At 61.0% G+C, this 17,073-nt stretch carries 16 protein-coding genes; 13 read left to right on the top strand and 3 right to left on the bottom strand.

Features of this window, described 5'->3' with window-relative positions:
* The first annotated feature begins 9 nt into the window (after positions 1-9).
* The 3 genes from DMY87_RS03845 (at position 10) to folD (ending at position 2,008) form a co-directional block, all read left to right on the top strand.
* Complete coding sequence (locus tag DMY87_RS03845) at positions 10-375, top strand: hypothetical protein (protein WP_110789930.1); 366 nt, start codon at positions 10-12, stop codon at positions 373-375.
* Positions 375-911, top strand: coding sequence for a flagellar basal body-associated FliL family protein (locus DMY87_RS03840; RefSeq protein WP_110789929.1), 537 nt, complete (start codon positions 375-377; stop codon positions 909-911). The genes DMY87_RS03845 and DMY87_RS03840 overlap by 1 nt, the downstream gene beginning before the upstream one ends.
* Positions 912-1,108: 197 nt before the next feature.
* On the top strand, positions 1,109-2,008 hold the full coding sequence (gene folD, locus DMY87_RS03835; protein ID WP_110789928.1) for a bifunctional methylenetetrahydrofolate dehydrogenase/methenyltetrahydrofolate cyclohydrolase FolD: 900 nt from the start codon (positions 1,109-1,111) through the stop codon (positions 2,006-2,008).
* A 26-nt stretch (positions 2,009-2,034) separates the two neighbouring features.
* Here the strand turns inward: folD and DMY87_RS03830 are convergent, their stop codons facing one another.
* Positions 2,035-3,066: a LacI family DNA-binding transcriptional regulator gene (locus tag DMY87_RS03830; protein WP_110790372.1), complete on the bottom strand. Its 1,032-nt coding sequence runs from the start codon at positions 3,064-3,066 to the stop codon at positions 2,035-2,037.
* A gap of 278 nt (positions 3,067-3,344) precedes the next feature.
* Here DMY87_RS03830 and DMY87_RS03825 point away from each other — a divergent pair, with 278 nt between their 5' ends.
* From DMY87_RS03825 to DMY87_RS03790, 8 genes are all read left to right on the top strand, one after another.
* Complete coding sequence (locus DMY87_RS03825) at positions 3,345-4,706, top strand: ABC transporter substrate-binding protein (protein WP_110789927.1); 1,362 nt, start codon at positions 3,345-3,347, stop codon at positions 4,704-4,706.
* A gap of 123 nt (positions 4,707-4,829) precedes the next feature.
* Positions 4,830-5,840, top strand: coding sequence for a carbohydrate ABC transporter permease (locus DMY87_RS03820; protein ID WP_110789926.1), 1,011 nt, complete (start codon positions 4,830-4,832; stop codon positions 5,838-5,840).
* A gap of 1 nt (position 5,841) precedes the next feature.
* Positions 5,842-6,987, top strand: a complete 1,146-nt coding sequence (locus DMY87_RS03815) for a carbohydrate ABC transporter permease (protein ID WP_110789925.1) — start codon at positions 5,842-5,844, stop codon at positions 6,985-6,987.
* A 39-nt stretch (positions 6,988-7,026) separates the two neighbouring features.
* Positions 7,027-8,682, top strand: a complete 1,656-nt coding sequence (bglA, locus tag DMY87_RS03810; RefSeq protein WP_110789924.1) for a beta-galactosidase BglA — start codon at positions 7,027-7,029, stop codon at positions 8,680-8,682.
* A gap of 16 nt (positions 8,683-8,698) precedes the next feature.
* A complete protein-coding gene (locus DMY87_RS03805; protein ID WP_110789923.1) occupies positions 8,699-9,787 on the top strand; it encodes an ABC transporter ATP-binding protein in 1,089 nt (362 codons plus the stop codon).
* A gap of 158 nt (positions 9,788-9,945) precedes the next feature.
* Positions 9,946-10,350, top strand: coding sequence for a hypothetical protein (locus DMY87_RS03800; RefSeq protein ID WP_110789922.1), 405 nt, complete (start codon positions 9,946-9,948; stop codon positions 10,348-10,350).
* A 119-nt stretch (positions 10,351-10,469) separates the two neighbouring features.
* A complete protein-coding gene (locus tag DMY87_RS03795; protein ID WP_110789921.1) occupies positions 10,470-11,174 on the top strand; it encodes an SDR family oxidoreductase in 705 nt (234 codons plus the stop codon).
* A gap of 190 nt (positions 11,175-11,364) precedes the next feature.
* A complete protein-coding gene (locus DMY87_RS03790; protein WP_110789920.1) occupies positions 11,365-12,693 on the top strand; it encodes a DUF2778 domain-containing protein in 1,329 nt (442 codons plus the stop codon).
* 81 nt (positions 12,694-12,774) lie between these two features.
* On the opposite strand, the gene DMY87_RS03785 is transcribed toward DMY87_RS03790, so the two are convergent.
* On the bottom strand, positions 12,775-13,560 hold the full coding sequence (locus DMY87_RS03785; protein WP_110790371.1) for a DUF4394 domain-containing protein: 786 nt from the start codon (positions 13,558-13,560) through the stop codon (positions 12,775-12,777).
* A 276-nt stretch (positions 13,561-13,836) separates the two neighbouring features.
* Here DMY87_RS03785 and DMY87_RS03780 point away from each other — a divergent pair, with 276 nt between their 5' ends.
* Together DMY87_RS03780 and DMY87_RS03775 are read left to right on the top strand one after the other, a co-directional pair.
* Positions 13,837-14,388, top strand: a complete 552-nt coding sequence (locus DMY87_RS03780) for a sigma-70 family RNA polymerase sigma factor (RefSeq protein ID WP_110789919.1) — start codon at positions 13,837-13,839, stop codon at positions 14,386-14,388.
* Positions 14,385-15,098 (top strand): anti-sigma factor, encoded by a 714-nt coding sequence (locus DMY87_RS03775; protein ID WP_110789918.1) that lies wholly within the window; start codon positions 14,385-14,387, stop codon positions 15,096-15,098. Before DMY87_RS03780 ends, DMY87_RS03775 begins: the two co-directional genes overlap by 4 nt.
* Before the next feature lie 57 nt (positions 15,099-15,155).
* On the opposite strand, the gene DMY87_RS03770 is transcribed toward DMY87_RS03775, so the two are convergent.
* Positions 15,156-16,934 (bottom strand): methyl-accepting chemotaxis protein, encoded by a 1,779-nt coding sequence (locus tag DMY87_RS03770; protein ID WP_110789917.1) that lies wholly within the window; start codon positions 16,932-16,934, stop codon positions 15,156-15,158.
* Between the last annotated feature and the right edge of the window lie 139 nt (positions 16,935-17,073).

The raw sequence follows: 17,073 nt of genomic DNA, 5'->3' as shown, positions 1-17,073 counted from the left end.
TATAATTTCATGGAAGTTGTTTCGAGCGAATATCGCGTCAAGACGGTACTCAGCCGCCTGGAGCGCATCATCGACAACGAAAACGAACGGATCGGCAAGGACCCGGAATTCGACTTCAAGGTGTCGAATGCCCACAAGAGCCGGTGCCTCTATGAGCTGACCATGCTTTTCCGCGACACCGATCCGCGCGAATTTGCCGTCAATTATGTTGATCAGCTGCATGTTCTCAAGGAGAAGCTCGCGGTCAATGCGCGCCGTGTCGAGGCACATCTCTCCGCCGTCCGCGCCGTGGCGGATCTCCTGAAGAATGCCATGCGGGATGCGGATGCTGACGGCACCTATTCCCAGGAACAGTTCCAGTTCAGCGAGTTCTGATGGGCAAGATACTCGGAATCGGTCTGTGGGTCTGCATCGTGACGCTCGGCGCCGTCTACGGCTCGATCTATCTTGCCACGGCACCTGCCGGACCGAGCGAGGACGAAGCCAAGAAGGCGGCGCTCGAACTGGTGCGGGGAGAGCCCATCACCATTCCGGTGCTCGCCGGGGGTGATGTGCAGGGTTACTTCCTGACCCGCATCTCCTTCATGATGGACAAGGAAAAGGTGAAAACCCAGGCGCCGCCGGTCACGGAGATGATGACCGACGAACTGTTCACCCTGCTGGTTGGCAACAAGATGGTCGACATCGCCAATGTCGGCACCTTCGATGTCATGGCGTTCCGCGAACAGATCAAGACCGAGATGAATGCGCGGCTCGGGGAGGGCATGGTCGATCAGGTGATGATCGAACAGCTCGACTATGTCTCGAAGGACGCAGCCCGAAAGGCTGCCGATGGCGCGCCCGGTCCGATGGAAAAGACCACGGTCGTCGAAGGCGAGAAAATCGAGGAAAAACCGGCGTCGGGCCACTGAGTCCACGGGACCCGCCACATTGGTTTCCTATCGCCGGGCGTCGCAACCAAAGCGCCGCTCGGCATTTTTGTTGCGACGAAGCCGTCTCTTCCACCCTTGCAAATTGCCGCAATTTGACAGCATAGGACGGGGACAGGCAAACGCGACGTCTGTGATGGCGCTAGCTTGCCGGAAGTCTGAGGCGAGGAACAAGCACAGTGACGACGGTGATTGATGGAAAGGCGGCGGCCGCCTCGGTGGTCGAAGCGGTAAGCGCTGCGGCGGAGAAGCTCGAAACGCTCGGACATCGCCGTCCGGGCCTGGCGGTTGTCATTGTCGGCAACGATCCGGCGAGCCACGCCTATGTCGGCGCCAAAAGCCGCATGGCCAAGCAGTGCGGCTTTAACTCCATCCAGCATACGCTCCCGGAAGACACCGCCCAGGATGACCTGATGGCGCTCGTCGCCTCGCTGAACGCCGATCCCGAGATTGACGGCATCCTTGTCCAGCTTCCACTGCCCAAACATCTCGACAGCGATCCGGTGATCCAGTCGATCCTGCCGGAAAAGGACGTTGATGGCCTGCACGTCGTCAATGCCGGCAAGCTCGCCACCGGTGACATGGACACGGGCCTCGTCTCCTGCACCCCGGCCGGTGCCATGATCCTCGTGCGCCAGATCCACGGCAAGGATCTGTCGGGGCTGAACGCGCTGGTGATCGGGCGGTCCAACCTGTTCGGCAAGCCGATGGCGCAACTGCTCCTCGCGGCCAATGCAACCGTGACCGTGGGGCACTCGCGAAGCCGGGATCTCCCGGCTTTGGCGCGCCAGGCAGACATTCTCGTGGCGGCCGTCGGGCGTCCCGAAATGGTCAAGGCGGATTGGGTGAAGCCGGGCGCCACCGTCATCGACGTCGGCATCAACCGCATCGATGCACCCGAACGTGGCGAAGGCAAGTTCCGCCTGGTCGGCGATGTCGCCTTTGCCGAATGCAAGCCGGTGGCCGCCGCAATCTCCCCGGTTCCGGGTGGCGTCGGTCCGATGACCATCGCCATGCTGATGGCCAATACGGTCATCGCCGCCTATCGCCGGGCGGGTCAAACCGCTCCGAAGTTCTGAAGTCAGGAAAGTCTGTTCACGGCATGTCAGGCGCCAGCTGGCGCAGGACCTGTCGAGGCCCGGACGACGAGTTCCACCTTCCACAATTCCTGCATCGGCAGGGCAGGGGTATTGCCTCCGATCATCGCGATCAGCCGTTCGCCAACACGCCGCCCGGCCGCGCGAAGCGACGACCGCGTCGTGGTGAGGGGCGTGGAGAAATTCTCCGGCTTCAGGAGCGGCAATTCGTCGTCATGGGCGATCAGCGACATGTCGCCGCCGAGCTTCAGCCCCGCCTCGTTCATCGCCCGCACGGCGCCGAGTGCCAGGACCGTGCTGGCACAGAGCACGGCGGTCGGTCGCTCCGGATGGGCCAGGATTTCCTTCATGCCCCGATAGCCCTGTTCGTCACCCATGAAGGTGTGGCGGACATGCGCGGGGTCGAGACTGAGCTGCGCCTGCGCCAGCGCCTTCTCAGTGCCGAGTTTGCGCCGGAAGGCAAAGTCGAGATCGGCCGGACCGTTGAGAAGCGCGACACGCTTGTGCCCGAGTTGCATCAGGAAGCGGGTCGCATCGAAAAACGCGCCTTCATTGTCCACGTCGAGATAGGGGTAGTCGAGCTCCATGCCATAGGACCGCCCATGCACGATGAAGGGCAGGGCCAGCGACTTTGCCATGGCAATGCGCGGGTCCCTCTCGCGCACATAAGCGAGATAATAGCCGTCCACGCTGCCGCTTGCGACGAGCCAGCGGATCGCTTCTTCCTCCTGGCTCGCCTTGGCCGGCATGATGACGAAGTGGAAATCGTTGATGATGGCGGCTTCCGCCAAACCGCTCTGGAACTCGGCAAAATGCATATCGGAACTGTGGTCGGGCGAGATCGGCATGATCAGGCCGATCGACCCGGCCTTTCCCGTTGCCAGCCGCTGTGCCGCCCGGTTGGGTCTATATCCGGTTTCTTTCGCGGCCAGCAGAACCCGCTGCCGGGTTTCTTCGCTGACCTCCGGATAACCGTTGAGCGCGCGGCTGATCGTCGTTTGCGACAGCCCGAGCATCTGCGACAGTTCTTTTAGGTTCACCGGTGGCATTCCTCTCCGAGTTGGGGCGCAAACTCCCTCCATTGCGCTCCAAAGCGCTTCGACTATGGCTTATCCGAGGTCAAATTCACAAGAGGAAATCTGAATAAAATCAAGGCATATGCATGCTGCACTGCGGCATCTTGCAGCGAATTCGATCAATGAGACAAAAGCGCTTGACTCAAGATGGAACCCAATGGGATGAAATGAGGGCCAAAGCGCTTTGAGAAATGCGCATTCGAAGGACGTTTGGCGGTCCGATGTGATGGGAGGTAAATCACATGAAGAAGTTGTTTCTAATGGGCGTGGCGGCAGCCGCGCTGGTCGCCGGCACAGCCGCCGCTGCAGACCTGAAGTTCAAGCCGGGGGAAGATTCCAAGTTCAACTGGGCGAGCTTTGAAGAATACAAAGCTGCAAACAGCGCCCTGAAGGGTCAGACCATGACCATCTTCGGCCCCTGGCGTGGCGAAGACCAGGTCTTGTTCGAAAGCATCCTCGCCTATTTCGAAGACGCAACCGGCGTCGATGTCCAGTATTCGTCCTCTGAAAACTACGAACAGCAGATCGTCATCGACACCCAGGCTGGCAGCCCGCCGAATGTGGCCATCCTGCCGCAGCCGGGCCTGATCGCCGACCTCGCCTCGAAAGGCCATCTGACGCCGCTCGGCGACGAAACCAAGTCCTGGCTCCTGGAAAACTATTCTGCTGGCCAGTCCTGGGTCGATCTCTCCACCTACGAGGGCAAGGACGGTACGGCTGCCCTCTACGCTTTCCCCTACAAGATCGACGTGAAGTCGCTGGTCTGGTACGTGCCTGAAAACTTCGAGGACGCCGGCTACGAAGTGCCGAAGACCATGGAAGAGCTGAAGGCCCTGACGGAAAAGATCGTGGCTGACGGCGGTACGCCGTGGTGCATCGGTCTGGGTTCGGGCGGTGCGACCGGCTGGCCGGCGACCGACTGGGTCGAAGACATGATGCTGCGCACGCAACCGGCTGACGTCTACGACAAGTGGGTCACCAACGAAGTGAAGTTCACCGACCCGGCCGTCGTCGCGGCCATCGACGAGTTCGGCTGGTTCGCCAGGAACGACAAGTTCGTCGACGGTGGCTCCAAGGCTGTAGCCTCGACCGACTTCCGCGACAGCCCGAAGGGTCTCTTCGGCGCACCGCCGAAGTGCTATCTCCACCATCAGGCCTCCTTCATCCCGTCCTTCTTCCCCGAAGGCACGAAGGTTGGTGAGGACGCAGACTTCTTCTACATGCCGCCTTATGCCTCGAAGGCCGATCTCGGCAATCCGGTCCTGGGTGCCGGCACGCTCGCCATGATCGCCAAGGACAGCCCGGCTGCCCGCGCCTTCATCGAGTTCCTGAAGACCCCGATCGCCCATGAAGTCTGGATGGCGCAGTCGAGCTTCCTGACGCCGTTCAAGGGTGCCAACAAGGAAACCTATGCCAACCCGCCAATGGCCAAGCAGGGTGACATTCTCCTGAATGCAACCACCTTCCGCTTCGACGGGTCCGACCTGATGCCGGGCAAGATCGGTGCTGGCGCATTCTGGACCGGTATGGTTGACTACACCGGTGGCAAGCCTGCTGCCGATGTCGCAGCCGACATCCAGAAGGCCTGGGATGGGCTGAAGTAAGCCCGCAACCCACCGCAATTCGCCGGGCCGCGTCTCTCTGATGTGGCCCGGTCGTCGATACACAAGAACAAGTGCCCCGGGCGCTTTCAAGCGACGCGGAGCGATCGACAGGGAGGGGACATCTTGGAACAGTTACTCTTTGCATTGCTGACGATTGTCGTCGGCGTCGCAGCAGCGATCGGGTATTTCTACGGTTCGAACCTGCTGCTTGATTGGATCTTTCCGTCACGCATCGCTGATACCGCCAAGGCTTCGCGCAACTTGCGCCGGGCGGCTCTGATCCGGCCCTGGCTTTTTCTCGGCCCGGCGTTGATCTCCCTGACAGTCTATCTGGTCTATCCGCTGTTCTCGTCGATCAACTACTCCTTCATGGATCGCGCAGGCGACAACTATGTCGGCCTCGCGAACTATCGCTGGATGGTCAACGATGCGGAATTCCGCCAGTCGATCTACAACAATCTCCTCTGGCTGATCGTCGTGCCGGCCGGTTCCACCTTCTTCGGCCTGATCATCGCGGCGCTCACCGATCGCATCTGGTGGGGTAACATCGCCAAGTCGCTGATCTTCATGCCGATGGCAATTTCCTTCGTCGGCGCTTCCGTCATCTGGAAGTTCGTCTACGACTATCGCGATGCCGGCTCGGAACAGATCGGCATCCTGAACGCCATCGTCATGGCGCTCGGTGGCGATCCGCAGATCTGGATCTCGCTGCCCTTCTGGAACAACTTCTTCCTGATGGTGATCCTCATCTGGATCCAGACCGGTTTCGCCATGGTGCTTCTGTCGGCCGCCCTGCGCGGCATACCGGAAGAGACCATCGAAGCGGCTGTCATTGACGGCGCCAATCCCTGGCAGATCTTCATCAAGATCAAGGTGCCGCAGATCTGGACGACGATTGCCGTCGTCTGGACCACCATCACCATCCTCGTCCTCAAGGTCTTCGACATCGTTCTCGCCATGACCAACGGCCAGTGGCAGAGCCAGGTTCTGGCGAACCTGATGTTCGACTGGATGTTCCGCGGCGGTGGCGACTTCGGCAAGGGTGCCGCCATCGCCGTCGTCATCATGGTCATGGTCGTGCCGATCATGATCTGGAACATCCGCAATGCCCGCCGGGAAATGGAAGGACGCTGAGATGGTCTCGAAGAAGCTCTCGCCCCTGACGATCGTCGTCAATCTCACGGTCCTCTTCCTGGTCGTCCTCTGGACCTTGCCGACCGCCGGCCTGCTGATCTCGTCGCTGCGCGACAAGGATCAGATTGTTGCCTCGGGGTGGTGGACGGCGCTTGGGACCTCCAGCCAGAACGCGATTTATCGGGCACCGCCCCCGAGCGCGCAGGTGGAGGAAACCGGCGTCTTCGTCATTTCCGGTAACGTCTTTGAAGACAATGCCGGCAGTGTTTCGGCCTTCGGCATCAATATCAACGCACCGGCAGCCTATGAGCCGGGCCAGACAGCCGAACGCAACGACGGCAGCAAACTCACCCTGCAGGAAAACGGAGACTTCCGGATCGAATCCGCCACCGCCTTCGAAGGTTCACGCGGCGATCGCATTTTCTTCACCGCCTCCGTGCCGCCGCGCTTCACGCTGGAAAACTACCAGACGGTTCTGACAGCCGAGGGCCTTGGAAAATCCTTCCTCAATTCGCTCACCGTCGCGATACCCTCCACCATTATCCCGATCCTCGTTGCGGCATTTGCGGCCTATGCACTCGCCTGGATGAAATTCCCTGGCCGCGCCCTTCTGCTCGCCGTCATCGTCGGCCTGCTGGTCGTTCCCTTGCAGATGTCGCTGATCCCGCTTCTGAAGATGTATAACGGTGTCGGCGCCTTCTTCGGGGTTCCGGCCAAGGGGTATGTCGGCATCTGGCTTGCCCATATGGGCTTCGGCCTGCCGCTCGCCATTTATCTGCTGCGCAACTATATCGCCGGCCTGCCGCGCGAAATCATGGAATCGGCGCGTGTCGATGGAGCCTCCGACTTCGAGATCTTCACCAAGATCGTTCTGCCGCTGTCCTACCCGGCCCTCGCGTCCTTCGCGATCTTCCAGTTCCTCTGGACCTGGAACGACCTGCTGGTCGCCATGGTCTTCCTCGGAACCGGCGACAACGAGCTTGTTCTGACCGGGCGCCTGGTCAACCTGCTTGGCTCGCGCGGCGGCAACTGGGAGATTCTGACGGCCTCGGCCTTCGTCACCATTATCGTCCCGCTTCTCGTCTTCTTCGGCCTCCAGCGCTACCTCGTCCGGGGCCTGCTCGCGGGTTCGGTCAAGGGAGGCTGACCGGGACGGCCAACTTCAAGACATGCACAAGGATTGACTATGAATTCCACGACGCAATCGACGCTTTCCGCTGACAAGGATTGGTGGCGTGGTGCGGTGATCTACCAGATCTATCCGCGCTCCTACCAGGATTCGAACGGCGACGGCATCGGCGATCTCAAGGGCATCACGGCCCGCCTGCAGCACATCGCCGACCTCGGCGCCGATGCGATCTGGATCTCGCCCTTCTTCACCTCGCCGATGAAGGACTTCGGCTACGACGTCTCGAACTATGTCGATGTCGATCCGATGTTCGGCTCGCTGACCGATTTCGACGGCCTGATCGCCGAGGCCCATCGCCTGAACATCAAGGTCATGATCGACCTCGTGATGTCCCACTCCTCCGACCAGCACCCCTGGTTCGTCGAAAGCCGCTCAAGCCGCGTCAATCCGAAGGCCGACTGGTATGTCTGGGCCGATTCCAAGCCGGACGGCACGCCGCCGAACAACTGGTTGTCGATTTTCGGTGGTTCGGCCTGGCAGTGGGACCCGACGCGCATGCAGTATTATCTGCACAACTTCCTGACCTCGCAGCCGGACATGAACCTGCACAATCCGGAAGTGCAGGATGCGCTGCTTGCGGCCACCCGCTTCTGGCTGGACCGCGGCGTCGATGGCTTCCGCCTCGATACCATCAACTTCTATTTCCACGACAAGGAATTGCGGGACAATCCGCCGCTGGCGCCTGAGCGTCGCAATGCCTCGACGGCCCCGGCCGTCAACCCTTACAATTTCCAGGAACACCTCTACGACAAGAACCGCCCTGAGAACATCGCATTCCTCAAGCGGTTTCGCGCGCTCCTGGATGAGTATCCGGCGATCGCGGCCGTGGGTGAAGTCGGTGACAGCCAGCGGGGCCTTGAGATCGTCGGCGAATACACATCCGGCAACGACAAGATGCAGATGTGCTACGCCTTCGAATTCCTGGCGCCGGAGCCTCTGACGCCGGAAGTCGTGCGCAACACCCAGAACGCCTTTGCCGCCGCCGCCCCCGAGGGTTGGGCCTGCTGGGCGTTTTCGAACCATGACGTGGTCCGCCACGTCAGCCGCTGGGGTGCCGGCGTGCTGGACCGTGAGGCCTATGCCAAGATGATGTCGGCCCTGTTGCTCACCCAGCGCGGCTCTGTCTGCATTTACCAGGGTGAGGAACTCGGTCTGACCGAAGCGGAGATCGCCTTCGAGGACCTGCAGGACCCCTATGGCATCCAGTTCTGGCCGGAGTTCAAGGGGCGCGACGGTTGCCGCACGCCCATGGTCTGGGACGACCACGCGACCCAGGCTGGCTTCTCGACTGCGCCGAAGACTTGGCTGCCGATCCCGGTCGAGCACATGCTCAAGTCGGTCAACACGCAGGTCGGCAAGGACGAGTCGGTTCTTGAACAGTATCGCCGCTTTCTCGGCTTCCGCCGTCAATATCCGGCCTTTGCCAAGGGCGATATCACCTTCCATGAGGCAGGCGAGTTTGCGCTGGTCTACACCCGTGCTCTCGGCAATGAAAAGTTGCTCTGCCTCTTCAACATGAACCCGGAACCCGCAGCCATCACCTTGCCCGAAGGCCAGTGGCTAGCGCTGGAAGGGCATGGCTTTACCAGCGAAACCAACGATAACAAGGTAGCATTGCCGGCCTGGGGCGCTTATTTCGCGCGCCACGCCTGACAGGGGAGGAAGAGAAATGACGGGTCTGGTTCTCAAAGACATCCGCAAGTCCTATGGGCATGTCAAGGTGCTGCACGGCATCGATCTGGAGATCAAGGAAGGCGAGTTCATCGTCTTCGTCGGCCCATCCGGCTGTGGCAAGTCGACCTTGCTGCGCATGATCGCTGGTCTCGAGGACATCACCAGCGGCGAGATGTATATCGACGGCCAGCTCGTCAACGACGTCCCCCCCTCCAAGCGTGGCATCGCCATGGTGTTCCAGTCCTATGCGCTCTATCCGCATATGACGGTTTACGACAACATGGCCTTCGGCATGCGGATTGCCGGCGAAAGCAAGGACGAGATCGACCGCCGCGTCCGCTCGGCGGCCAATATCCTCCAGCTCGGCCCTTATCTCGACCGTCTGCCGAAAGCCTTGTCCGGCGGCCAGCGCCAGCGCGTCGCCATCGGCCGTGCCATCTGCCGCGACCCCAAGGTTTTCCTTTTCGACGAGCCGCTGTCGAACCTCGATGCAGCGCTGCGTGTGGCGACCCGTATCGAGATCGCCAAGCTCAACGAGCAGATGGCCGACACCACGATGATCTACGTCACCCACGACCAGGTCGAGGCCATGACGCTCGCCGACCGCATCGTGGTGCTGTCAGCCGGCAAGATCGAACAGGTCGGCCCGCCGCTCGAACTCTATGAGCGTCCGGCCAATCTCTTCGTCGCCGGCTTCATCGGCTCTCCGGCCATGAACATCATGCCGTCCACCATCATCGAAACCGGTGCCGTCACCCGCATCAAGCTCAAGGATGGCTCCGAAGTCGCCGTCGATATCGAAACGGCGGCAACCGAGAAGGGCAAGACCGCGAGCTTCGGTGTCCGCCCGGAGGATCTCTCCGTTGCCACGGGAGACCAGTTCCTTTTCGAAGGCACGGTATCGATCGTCGAAGCCCTGGGCGAAGTGACGCTTCTATACGTCATGGGTCCGGTCGAGGAGGAGCCGATCGTCGTCAAGCTGCCCGGTATCGTCGATGTCAAGAAGGGCCAGACCGTGCGCTTCTCGGCCGACAAGACCAAGCTGCATCTCTTCGATGCCGCCGGCCAGACCTATCGCCACTGACCGCCTGCCGCATTTTCGGACATCTTAAGGCCCTGTTATCCGTAAGGATACAGGGCCTTTCGTCATGCCCTTCGGGACGCGCGCGAAATACCGACTGTTAAACTGTCGCTGGTAGCTTTTTACCCACAACAAACGACAAAAAGACAAAGGGCAGAACGATGAGAACGGCAGGTGGCAATCACTTTCTGAAAAAGGAAGAATCCTTCATGTACGACCGGGAGAACCGGTACCGCATGGAAGACACGATGAATGCCGGACGTCTCGAATACACCGAGAACGGCATGACCCATATGGCGGCGCGGCGCTGCGATGTCATTCGTATTTCGATGAGCGGTGCCGTCGTCGCGCTGCTGACCCAGGTCAATCTGCCCAAGCAATTCTATCTCGACATCCCGGATGCCCGCATCAACAAGGTCGGCGCCGTGCTGATGAAGACCTTTCCGAACAACACCGCAGAGATCCGCTTCCTGCGTCTGCTGACGCAGAAGGAACTCGACCGCATCTTCGTCTTCTCGACCCACCCGGCGCACAAGGACCGCGTGCTCGACGTCCGCAGCTGGTAAAACGGGCTCAATCGTTCTTCGAAAGCTGGTGCAGGTGAAACTGCGCCGGCCTTCAGCTTTTTTGACTGGACTTCCGCTGCCGCAGCTTTGATCTTGCCTGAAAACCAGGGAGATCATGCATGTCCATCGAAAAAGTAGCCATCGTAACCGCCGGCGGAAGCGGCATGGGAGCCGCTGCGGCGCGCCGTCTGGCCGCCGACGGCTTCAAGGTCGCGATCCTCTCGTCGTCAGGCAAGGGCGAGGCGCTTGCGGCCGAACTCGGCGGTTATGGCGTGACAGGCTCCAACCGTTCGCCTGAGGATCTCGCCCGCCTCGTCGATGGCACCATGGAGCGCTATGGCCGCATCGACGTGCTGGTCAACAGTGCCGGCCACGGTCCGCGTGCGCAGATCCTGGAGATCACCGACGAGCAGTGGTCGACCGGCATGGACGTGTACCTGCTGAACGTCATTCGCCCGACACGTCTGGTCACGCCGATCATGCAGGCGCAGAAGTCAGGCACCATCATCAATATCTCCACCGCCTGGGCCTTCGAGCCCTCGTCGATGTTCCCGACCTCGGCCGTCTTCCGCGCCGGTCTTGCCTCCTTCACCAAGATCTTCGCGGACACCTATGCGGCCGAAAACATCCGGATGAACAATGTTCTGCCCGGCTGGATCGACAGCCTGCCAGCCACGGAGGAGCGCCGTGACGGCGTGCCGATGAAGCGTTACGGCACCAGTGAGGAGATCGCCGCCACGATTGCCTTCCTCGCCTCGGATGGCGCCGCCTATATCACCGGCCAGAACCTCAAGGTGGATGGAGGGCTGACCCGCCACGTCTGAGACCACTCGGTCACCATGCCGTGAACTGGAATGTGACAAGAAACCGGTCCGCGTAAACCACTTGGTTACCAAACTTCTTCATTCTTTAGGACAAGCGACAGGATGGAAAATTCCGATCCTGTCCCAGTAAAGCCGGCATTCCCTGTCATGTGCCGGTTCCCTTGAGTTTTGGTAAGCGAGTTCAAGTATCATGGCGTCCTCGACCTCCTCGGTCTCCGGCGGCACAACGCCCGCCGTCAAGAAGATGCAGCCGCGCAAGGTCAAGCGCGGCTCCAGCCTGCCGACGGTGATGGGGATTGCACTCGCCTGTGCCTTCTGGACCACCGCGAGCCTGGCCATATTCAAGGGCCTCTCATCCTCGCCCATCGAGGCCCCCGTTTACGCCGGCCATGTCCTGCCAAAGCCGACGCTGATGGTTACGCAGCCTCTGGCGCCGCGCGCGCAGAAAGCCCCGTCCGGTGAACAGGAAGCGCTGGAAACCATGCGCCAGCGCTTCGCCGAGGCGGTTGTCGCGACAGACAATCTCGGCCTCCTGATGCTGCCGGCCGCAATGCGGCTGGCAGAGGTCGAAAAGTCCGACCGCCTGCTTCTTGCCCGCATTGAAAGCTTTACCGATCCCCAGGCGATCGCTGTCCTGCGCGAGGCTCTCGGCAAGTTCGAGACCGAACGCCAGCAGGCTGCATTGGCGACAGCGGCCCGTGATCGCCGCAGCGGTGTGGACGACGCGAATCCGGTCGATCCTGTTGTCACGGCCTCCATCTCTCCTGCCTCTTCCGCTCCGCCAGCCCTCGGCTATGCCGCGCCGCCAAAAGCGGACGACATGATGGCGGCTGCCGATCCGCGTGAAGAACCTTTTCAGGAACTGTTGTCCGAACCCCGGGCCAGCGAGCATGGGGATCTGCCCGATGATGGCCCTGTGCCGCAGGTCAAGCCGCGCGCCGCGGCAATCCCGGCACCCGAGCCTCCCGTCGCCGCCGAAACTCCGGCTCCGGAAAAGCCGAAGAGGAAGACGCTCGCCAATCTTCTCGCCTATGCGAAGCCCAACAATCCGATCACCACGGATGATGGCGCAGGCGGTCTGTTCAGCCGCAAGAACAGCTTGCCCGGTCCGGGCAGCCGCATCGCAGTCTACGTGATCGAGGATGCCACCGTTCACATGCCGAACGGCGAAAAGCTTCGCGCTCATTCGGGACGGGCGCACATGCGCGACAATCCGAAATATGTGCACATGAAGAACCAGGGTCCGACCCCGCCGAACGTCTACAAGCTGCGCATGCGTGAGGCCCGCTTCCACGGCATCGAGGCGATCCGCATGACCCCGGTAGGCGATGCCAAGATGTACAATCGCGATGGTTTCCTGACCCACACCTATCTGCTGCGTCGCCGTGGGGACAGCTCCGGCTGCGTCGTGTTCGAGGATTACAATCGCTTCCTCAATGCCTTCAAGCGAGGCCAGGTCAACACGCTGATCGTGGTGCCCTCCCTGCGGGAGCTGCCGAAATACACGGCAATGCTCTGAGACAGGACGAAGAAAAGCCAAGCAAGCCTCCGCAGCAACGCTGCGGAGGCTTTGTCGTAGATGGGGTGAGGAATTTTGCCCTTACATGGCCGGCATGACGGTGATCGCCTTGACCGGCATCTCGACGCCGCCGATCTCCTTCACCTTGGTTGCCGCACCTGTTTCCAGGTTCACCGTGTAGAGCACATTGTCGGCCACCAGCCAGGCGGTGTTCTTGCCGTCGCCAGTCGCCTGAATATCGAAGGCGTAAGTCTTCGGCATGCCGTCGATGCCAAGCTTGCCGATCGCTTTCAGCGTGCCGTCATTCGGCTTGGTCTGCTGAATCAGCGCCCCGATCGTGGCGTCGATGTTGTACATCGCTGTCTTTTCCGGCTTGCCCACCGAATTGGTATAGGCGGCAGCAACGATGTTCGGCGTCTCGCCCTTGTGCATATCGCCCTCCTCGAAGGCGAGGTTGCCATCGACGGTCACGGCACCCGTGTCGGGATGAACGCGGTAATTCGTTGTGCCGGTCATGTAACGCAGCCGATCAGCCGCCGGGTTGAAGTTCACCACGACAGGCGCGTCACCGATGGCAAGCGGCTTGTCCATCTTGGCAACCTCCGTTGCTGCCCCCGTGGCCGGATCGATGGTGACGATCACGCTGTCGGCGGTCACGCCCACCAGACTCTGGTTGCCGGGCCGGTAGTCGAGGCCCACCAAACGCTCGGCGCCGCTGATGGCGACCGTCTTGGCACTCTCCGGCTTGTCTGTGTCGAAGATCACGAGCGTCTTGTCGCCGGCAAGGCCGACGACCTCGGCAGCCTGAGCGCCGAATGCGGTGAGCGCGGTTGCGGCGGCGAGGCTGAGGATACGGATGCTGGTCATGAAAATCTCCCGAATGATGAAACCGGCGACACCGATTGGTGCCTCCTGATCCCCAGACACGCGACCACCCGTGTTTGGATGCAGCGGTGCGAAAATTATTTTGCCTGCATCCAAATGAACCTCGCCGGTGTCTGACCTGCAGAGAGGGCGAGAGAAAGAACGAATGCCATGCAGGTCACGCAGAGAGAACCGGTCATGCCGCGCGGCGAGGCCAAAGCTGGTTGTCAAACGGCTGCTGCGGCCTACTTTCGCAGGACATATCATGGGGAAGCACGGATGCAGGATCCGCAACGGGTATTGGAACAGGCACTGAAGGCCTGCGCTGCCGGCGACAGGGCGGGGCTCGCAACGCTCTATGAGTTTGAGGCGAGCCGCATGGTGACCATTGCCGTGCGCATCCTGCGCCGGCATGAATTGGCCGAGGAAATCGTCCAGGAGGCCTTTCTGCAGATCTGGGCAAAGGCCTGGCAATATCAGCCCGAACGCGGCTCGGCGCGCGGCTGGCTCTATGCTGTCGTGCGCAGCCGCGCACTCAATGCCCTGCGCGACGGACGCCGGGAGGAACTGACCGACACGGACAGTCTGGAACGCCTGCAGGAGGATGCCGGTGACAGCCTCTATGTCGATCTCTTTGACGATCTCGACACATCAAGCCGCTTGCGCGCGTGTCTGTCACGGCTGGACGAGGTCCGCCGCAAGACGGTCTTCATGGCCTATGTTTCAGGCTACAGCCATGGCGAGATCGCCGGGCGGCTCAAGCTTCCGCTCGGCACCGCCAAGGCCTGGATACGCAGGTCCCTCTCGGCCCTCAGGGAGTGCATGGCATGACGATCTGGCAGACGATGGCCGAACGCGCCGATGCCTATGTTCTGGGCTTGATGGACGATGCCGAGCGAACGCGCGTCGAGGAAGAGATGCAGGCGAATGGCGCTCTCGCGACTGCCGTAGGAGAGGCGCGCGACCGCTTCATCGAACTCGATCTGGCCGGTCCGTCCTCGCCGGTTTCGGACGGCCTGTGGACGAAAATAGAGCAACAGCTGGAAGCGACAGGACCACAACCGGTCATGCGACCGAGTGTCCCGCCACAAGCATCGAACGATAACCGGCTCGATCGCTGGAAGCGCATCGCTCTGTCATCCGCTGCCGCCGCAATGCTGTTCTTCGGCATCTCGCTCTATGCGCTGTTCAGGCAGGGCGAGCCCCAGGTCATCGCCATCCTCATGGACACCGCTGGCCAGCCTGTCGCGATGATCGAGGATTTTGGCAATGACAGCGCGAAGGTGACGCCGCTGGTCGATCTTGCGGTACCGACAGACAGTTCATTGCAACTCTGGACCCTGCCGACGCGGGACATGGGCCCGGTCTCGCTCGGGATCCTCGATGGTTGGCAGACCTCCACGGTCACCGGGCCGGCCCTTCCCGGACCTATCGAGGAGCAGCTCTACGAGATCACCCTGGAGCCGCTCGGTGGTTCACCGACCGGCCGGCCGACAGGCCCCATTCTGGGCAAGGGCTTTGCCAAGGCGCCCCGCCTCTAGAAACAGCAAAGGCCGGCTGCTGCCAGCCGGCCTTTGGGTTGGACACGACGCGTCGGATCAGAATTCCTGCCAGTCTTCCTTCAGGGCCGTGTTGCCGCGGACCGCAGCCGGACGGGCCGATGGACGACGCTCGGCTGGTGCTGCCGAAGGTGCATGGCGGACAGGTGCAGAGCTCTGGCCCGTATTGCCGGAATAATGATGCCCGAGCGTGAAGCGAGCGATGAACTGCCGCAGTCTCTCGGTTTCGTGGGCGAGCGTGGCACTGGCCGCGTTCGATTCTTCCACCATCGCCGCGTTCTGCTGGGTGACCTGGTCCATCTGGTTCACCGCCGAATTCACCTCGGACAAGCCCGTCGCCTGTTCGCGGGCGGAGCTTGCAATGGCCTGCATGTGATCGTTGACCGCGACGATGTTCTCCTGGATGGTTTTCAGCGCCTCGCCGGTCTCGCTCACCAGCTTTACGCCGTTTTTGACCTCTTCCGACGAGTTGCGGATCAGTTCCTTGATCTCCTTCGCTGCTTGCGCAGAGCGTTGGGCCAGCTCGCGAACTTCCTGGGCGACGACCGCAAAGCCCTTGCCGGCCTCGCCCGCACGGGCAGCCTCGACACCGGCATTGAGGGCAAGCAGGTTTGTCTGGAAGGCGATCTCGTCGATCACGCCGATGATGTTGGAGATCTGGTTCGAAGACTGTTCGATCCTGGCCATGGCACCGACGGCTTCTGCCACGATCTGCCCGGACCGCGTCGCGCTGGCATCGGCCAACTGGGTGGAGTTGCGCGCCTCTTCCGATCTCTTGGAGGCATTGCTGACATTGACCGTGATCTGGTCGAGCGCCGCCGCCGTTTCTTCGAGAGACGCTGCCTGCTGCTCGGTCCGCTTCGAAAGATCCTGAGCGCTGTGGCTGATTTCGCGCGTCCCGCTGTCGATCTGGTCCGTCGACTTGGCAACGGCACCAAGCGTCGAGCCAAGCTGCGTCAGGGCCTCGTTCAGGTTGATGCGCAGCGCTTCGAAGTCAGGTGCAAACGGCCGCTCGATGGTAAAGCTGACATCGCCATCGGCCATCTTCTTCAGCGAGTCGCCGATCGTATCGACCGCATGTACACGTTCGGTCACGTCGGTAGCGAACTTTACGACCTTGGTCACGCGACCGCGATCATCAAGGATCGGATTGTAGGAAGCGTTGATCACGACCTTCTTGCCGCCCTTGCCGTAGCGGGTGAATTCTGCCGCCTGAAACTTGCCGGCGCGAAGCTGCTTCCAGAATTCCTGGTAGTCGGGCGATCGGCTGTAGTCCTGATCGACAAACATGCTGTGATGTTTGCCCTTGATCTCGTCGAGACGGTAGCCAAGCGCATTGAGGAAGTTGTCGTTGGCCGTCACGACCTCACCTTCGGGCGTGAACTCGATGATGGCCTGAACGCGGCTGATCGCGACCATCTGGTTCTGGTAGTCGAGATTCTGCAGGCGAGCACTGGCATTGGCCCATTCGACCACGAAACCTGTTGTCTTGGAGCCGCTCTTCAGAGGCGTCACGATCAGGTCGAAGGCATGATGCCCGACCCAGATGGTCGCCCGGTGCTGCGTCTTGAGGCTCGCCAGCATGTTGCGCTGGTGCGACGGGTTCTTGTGGAAGATGTCGATATTGCTGCCGATCAGCTTGGCAAATTCAAAGCGCGGCAGCTCTTTTCTGAGGTCGGCTTCCGCCTCCTTCAGCATCTCCTTCACGGCTGCGTTCATATAGCGGATGTTGAGCTTCTCATCCGCGATCATGATATTGGCCGTGACCACCTCGAGGGATTCGAGTTGCGCCTTTGTGTTATATGACTGTCCGAACATCTCTGCGCTGGTCCTTCTTTGCCAGTATTACGGGTGGACCTTCGCTCCGTCCCGAACGAAGGTAGACAAAATGCAGAACTGTCATGAAGATTGGCGAGATTCGTATATCTTCCTGATTCTGCAGGCTTTTCTGTATCGA

Origin of the sequence: Peteryoungia wuzhouensis, from assembly GCF_003205195.1 — a bacterium.
GTDB classification, from domain to species: domain Bacteria; phylum Pseudomonadota; class Alphaproteobacteria; order Rhizobiales; family Rhizobiaceae; genus Allorhizobium; species Allorhizobium wuzhouense.
Note: the sequence above shows the minus strand (reverse complement) of the source record. Positions and strands in the feature narration are given on the sequence as shown.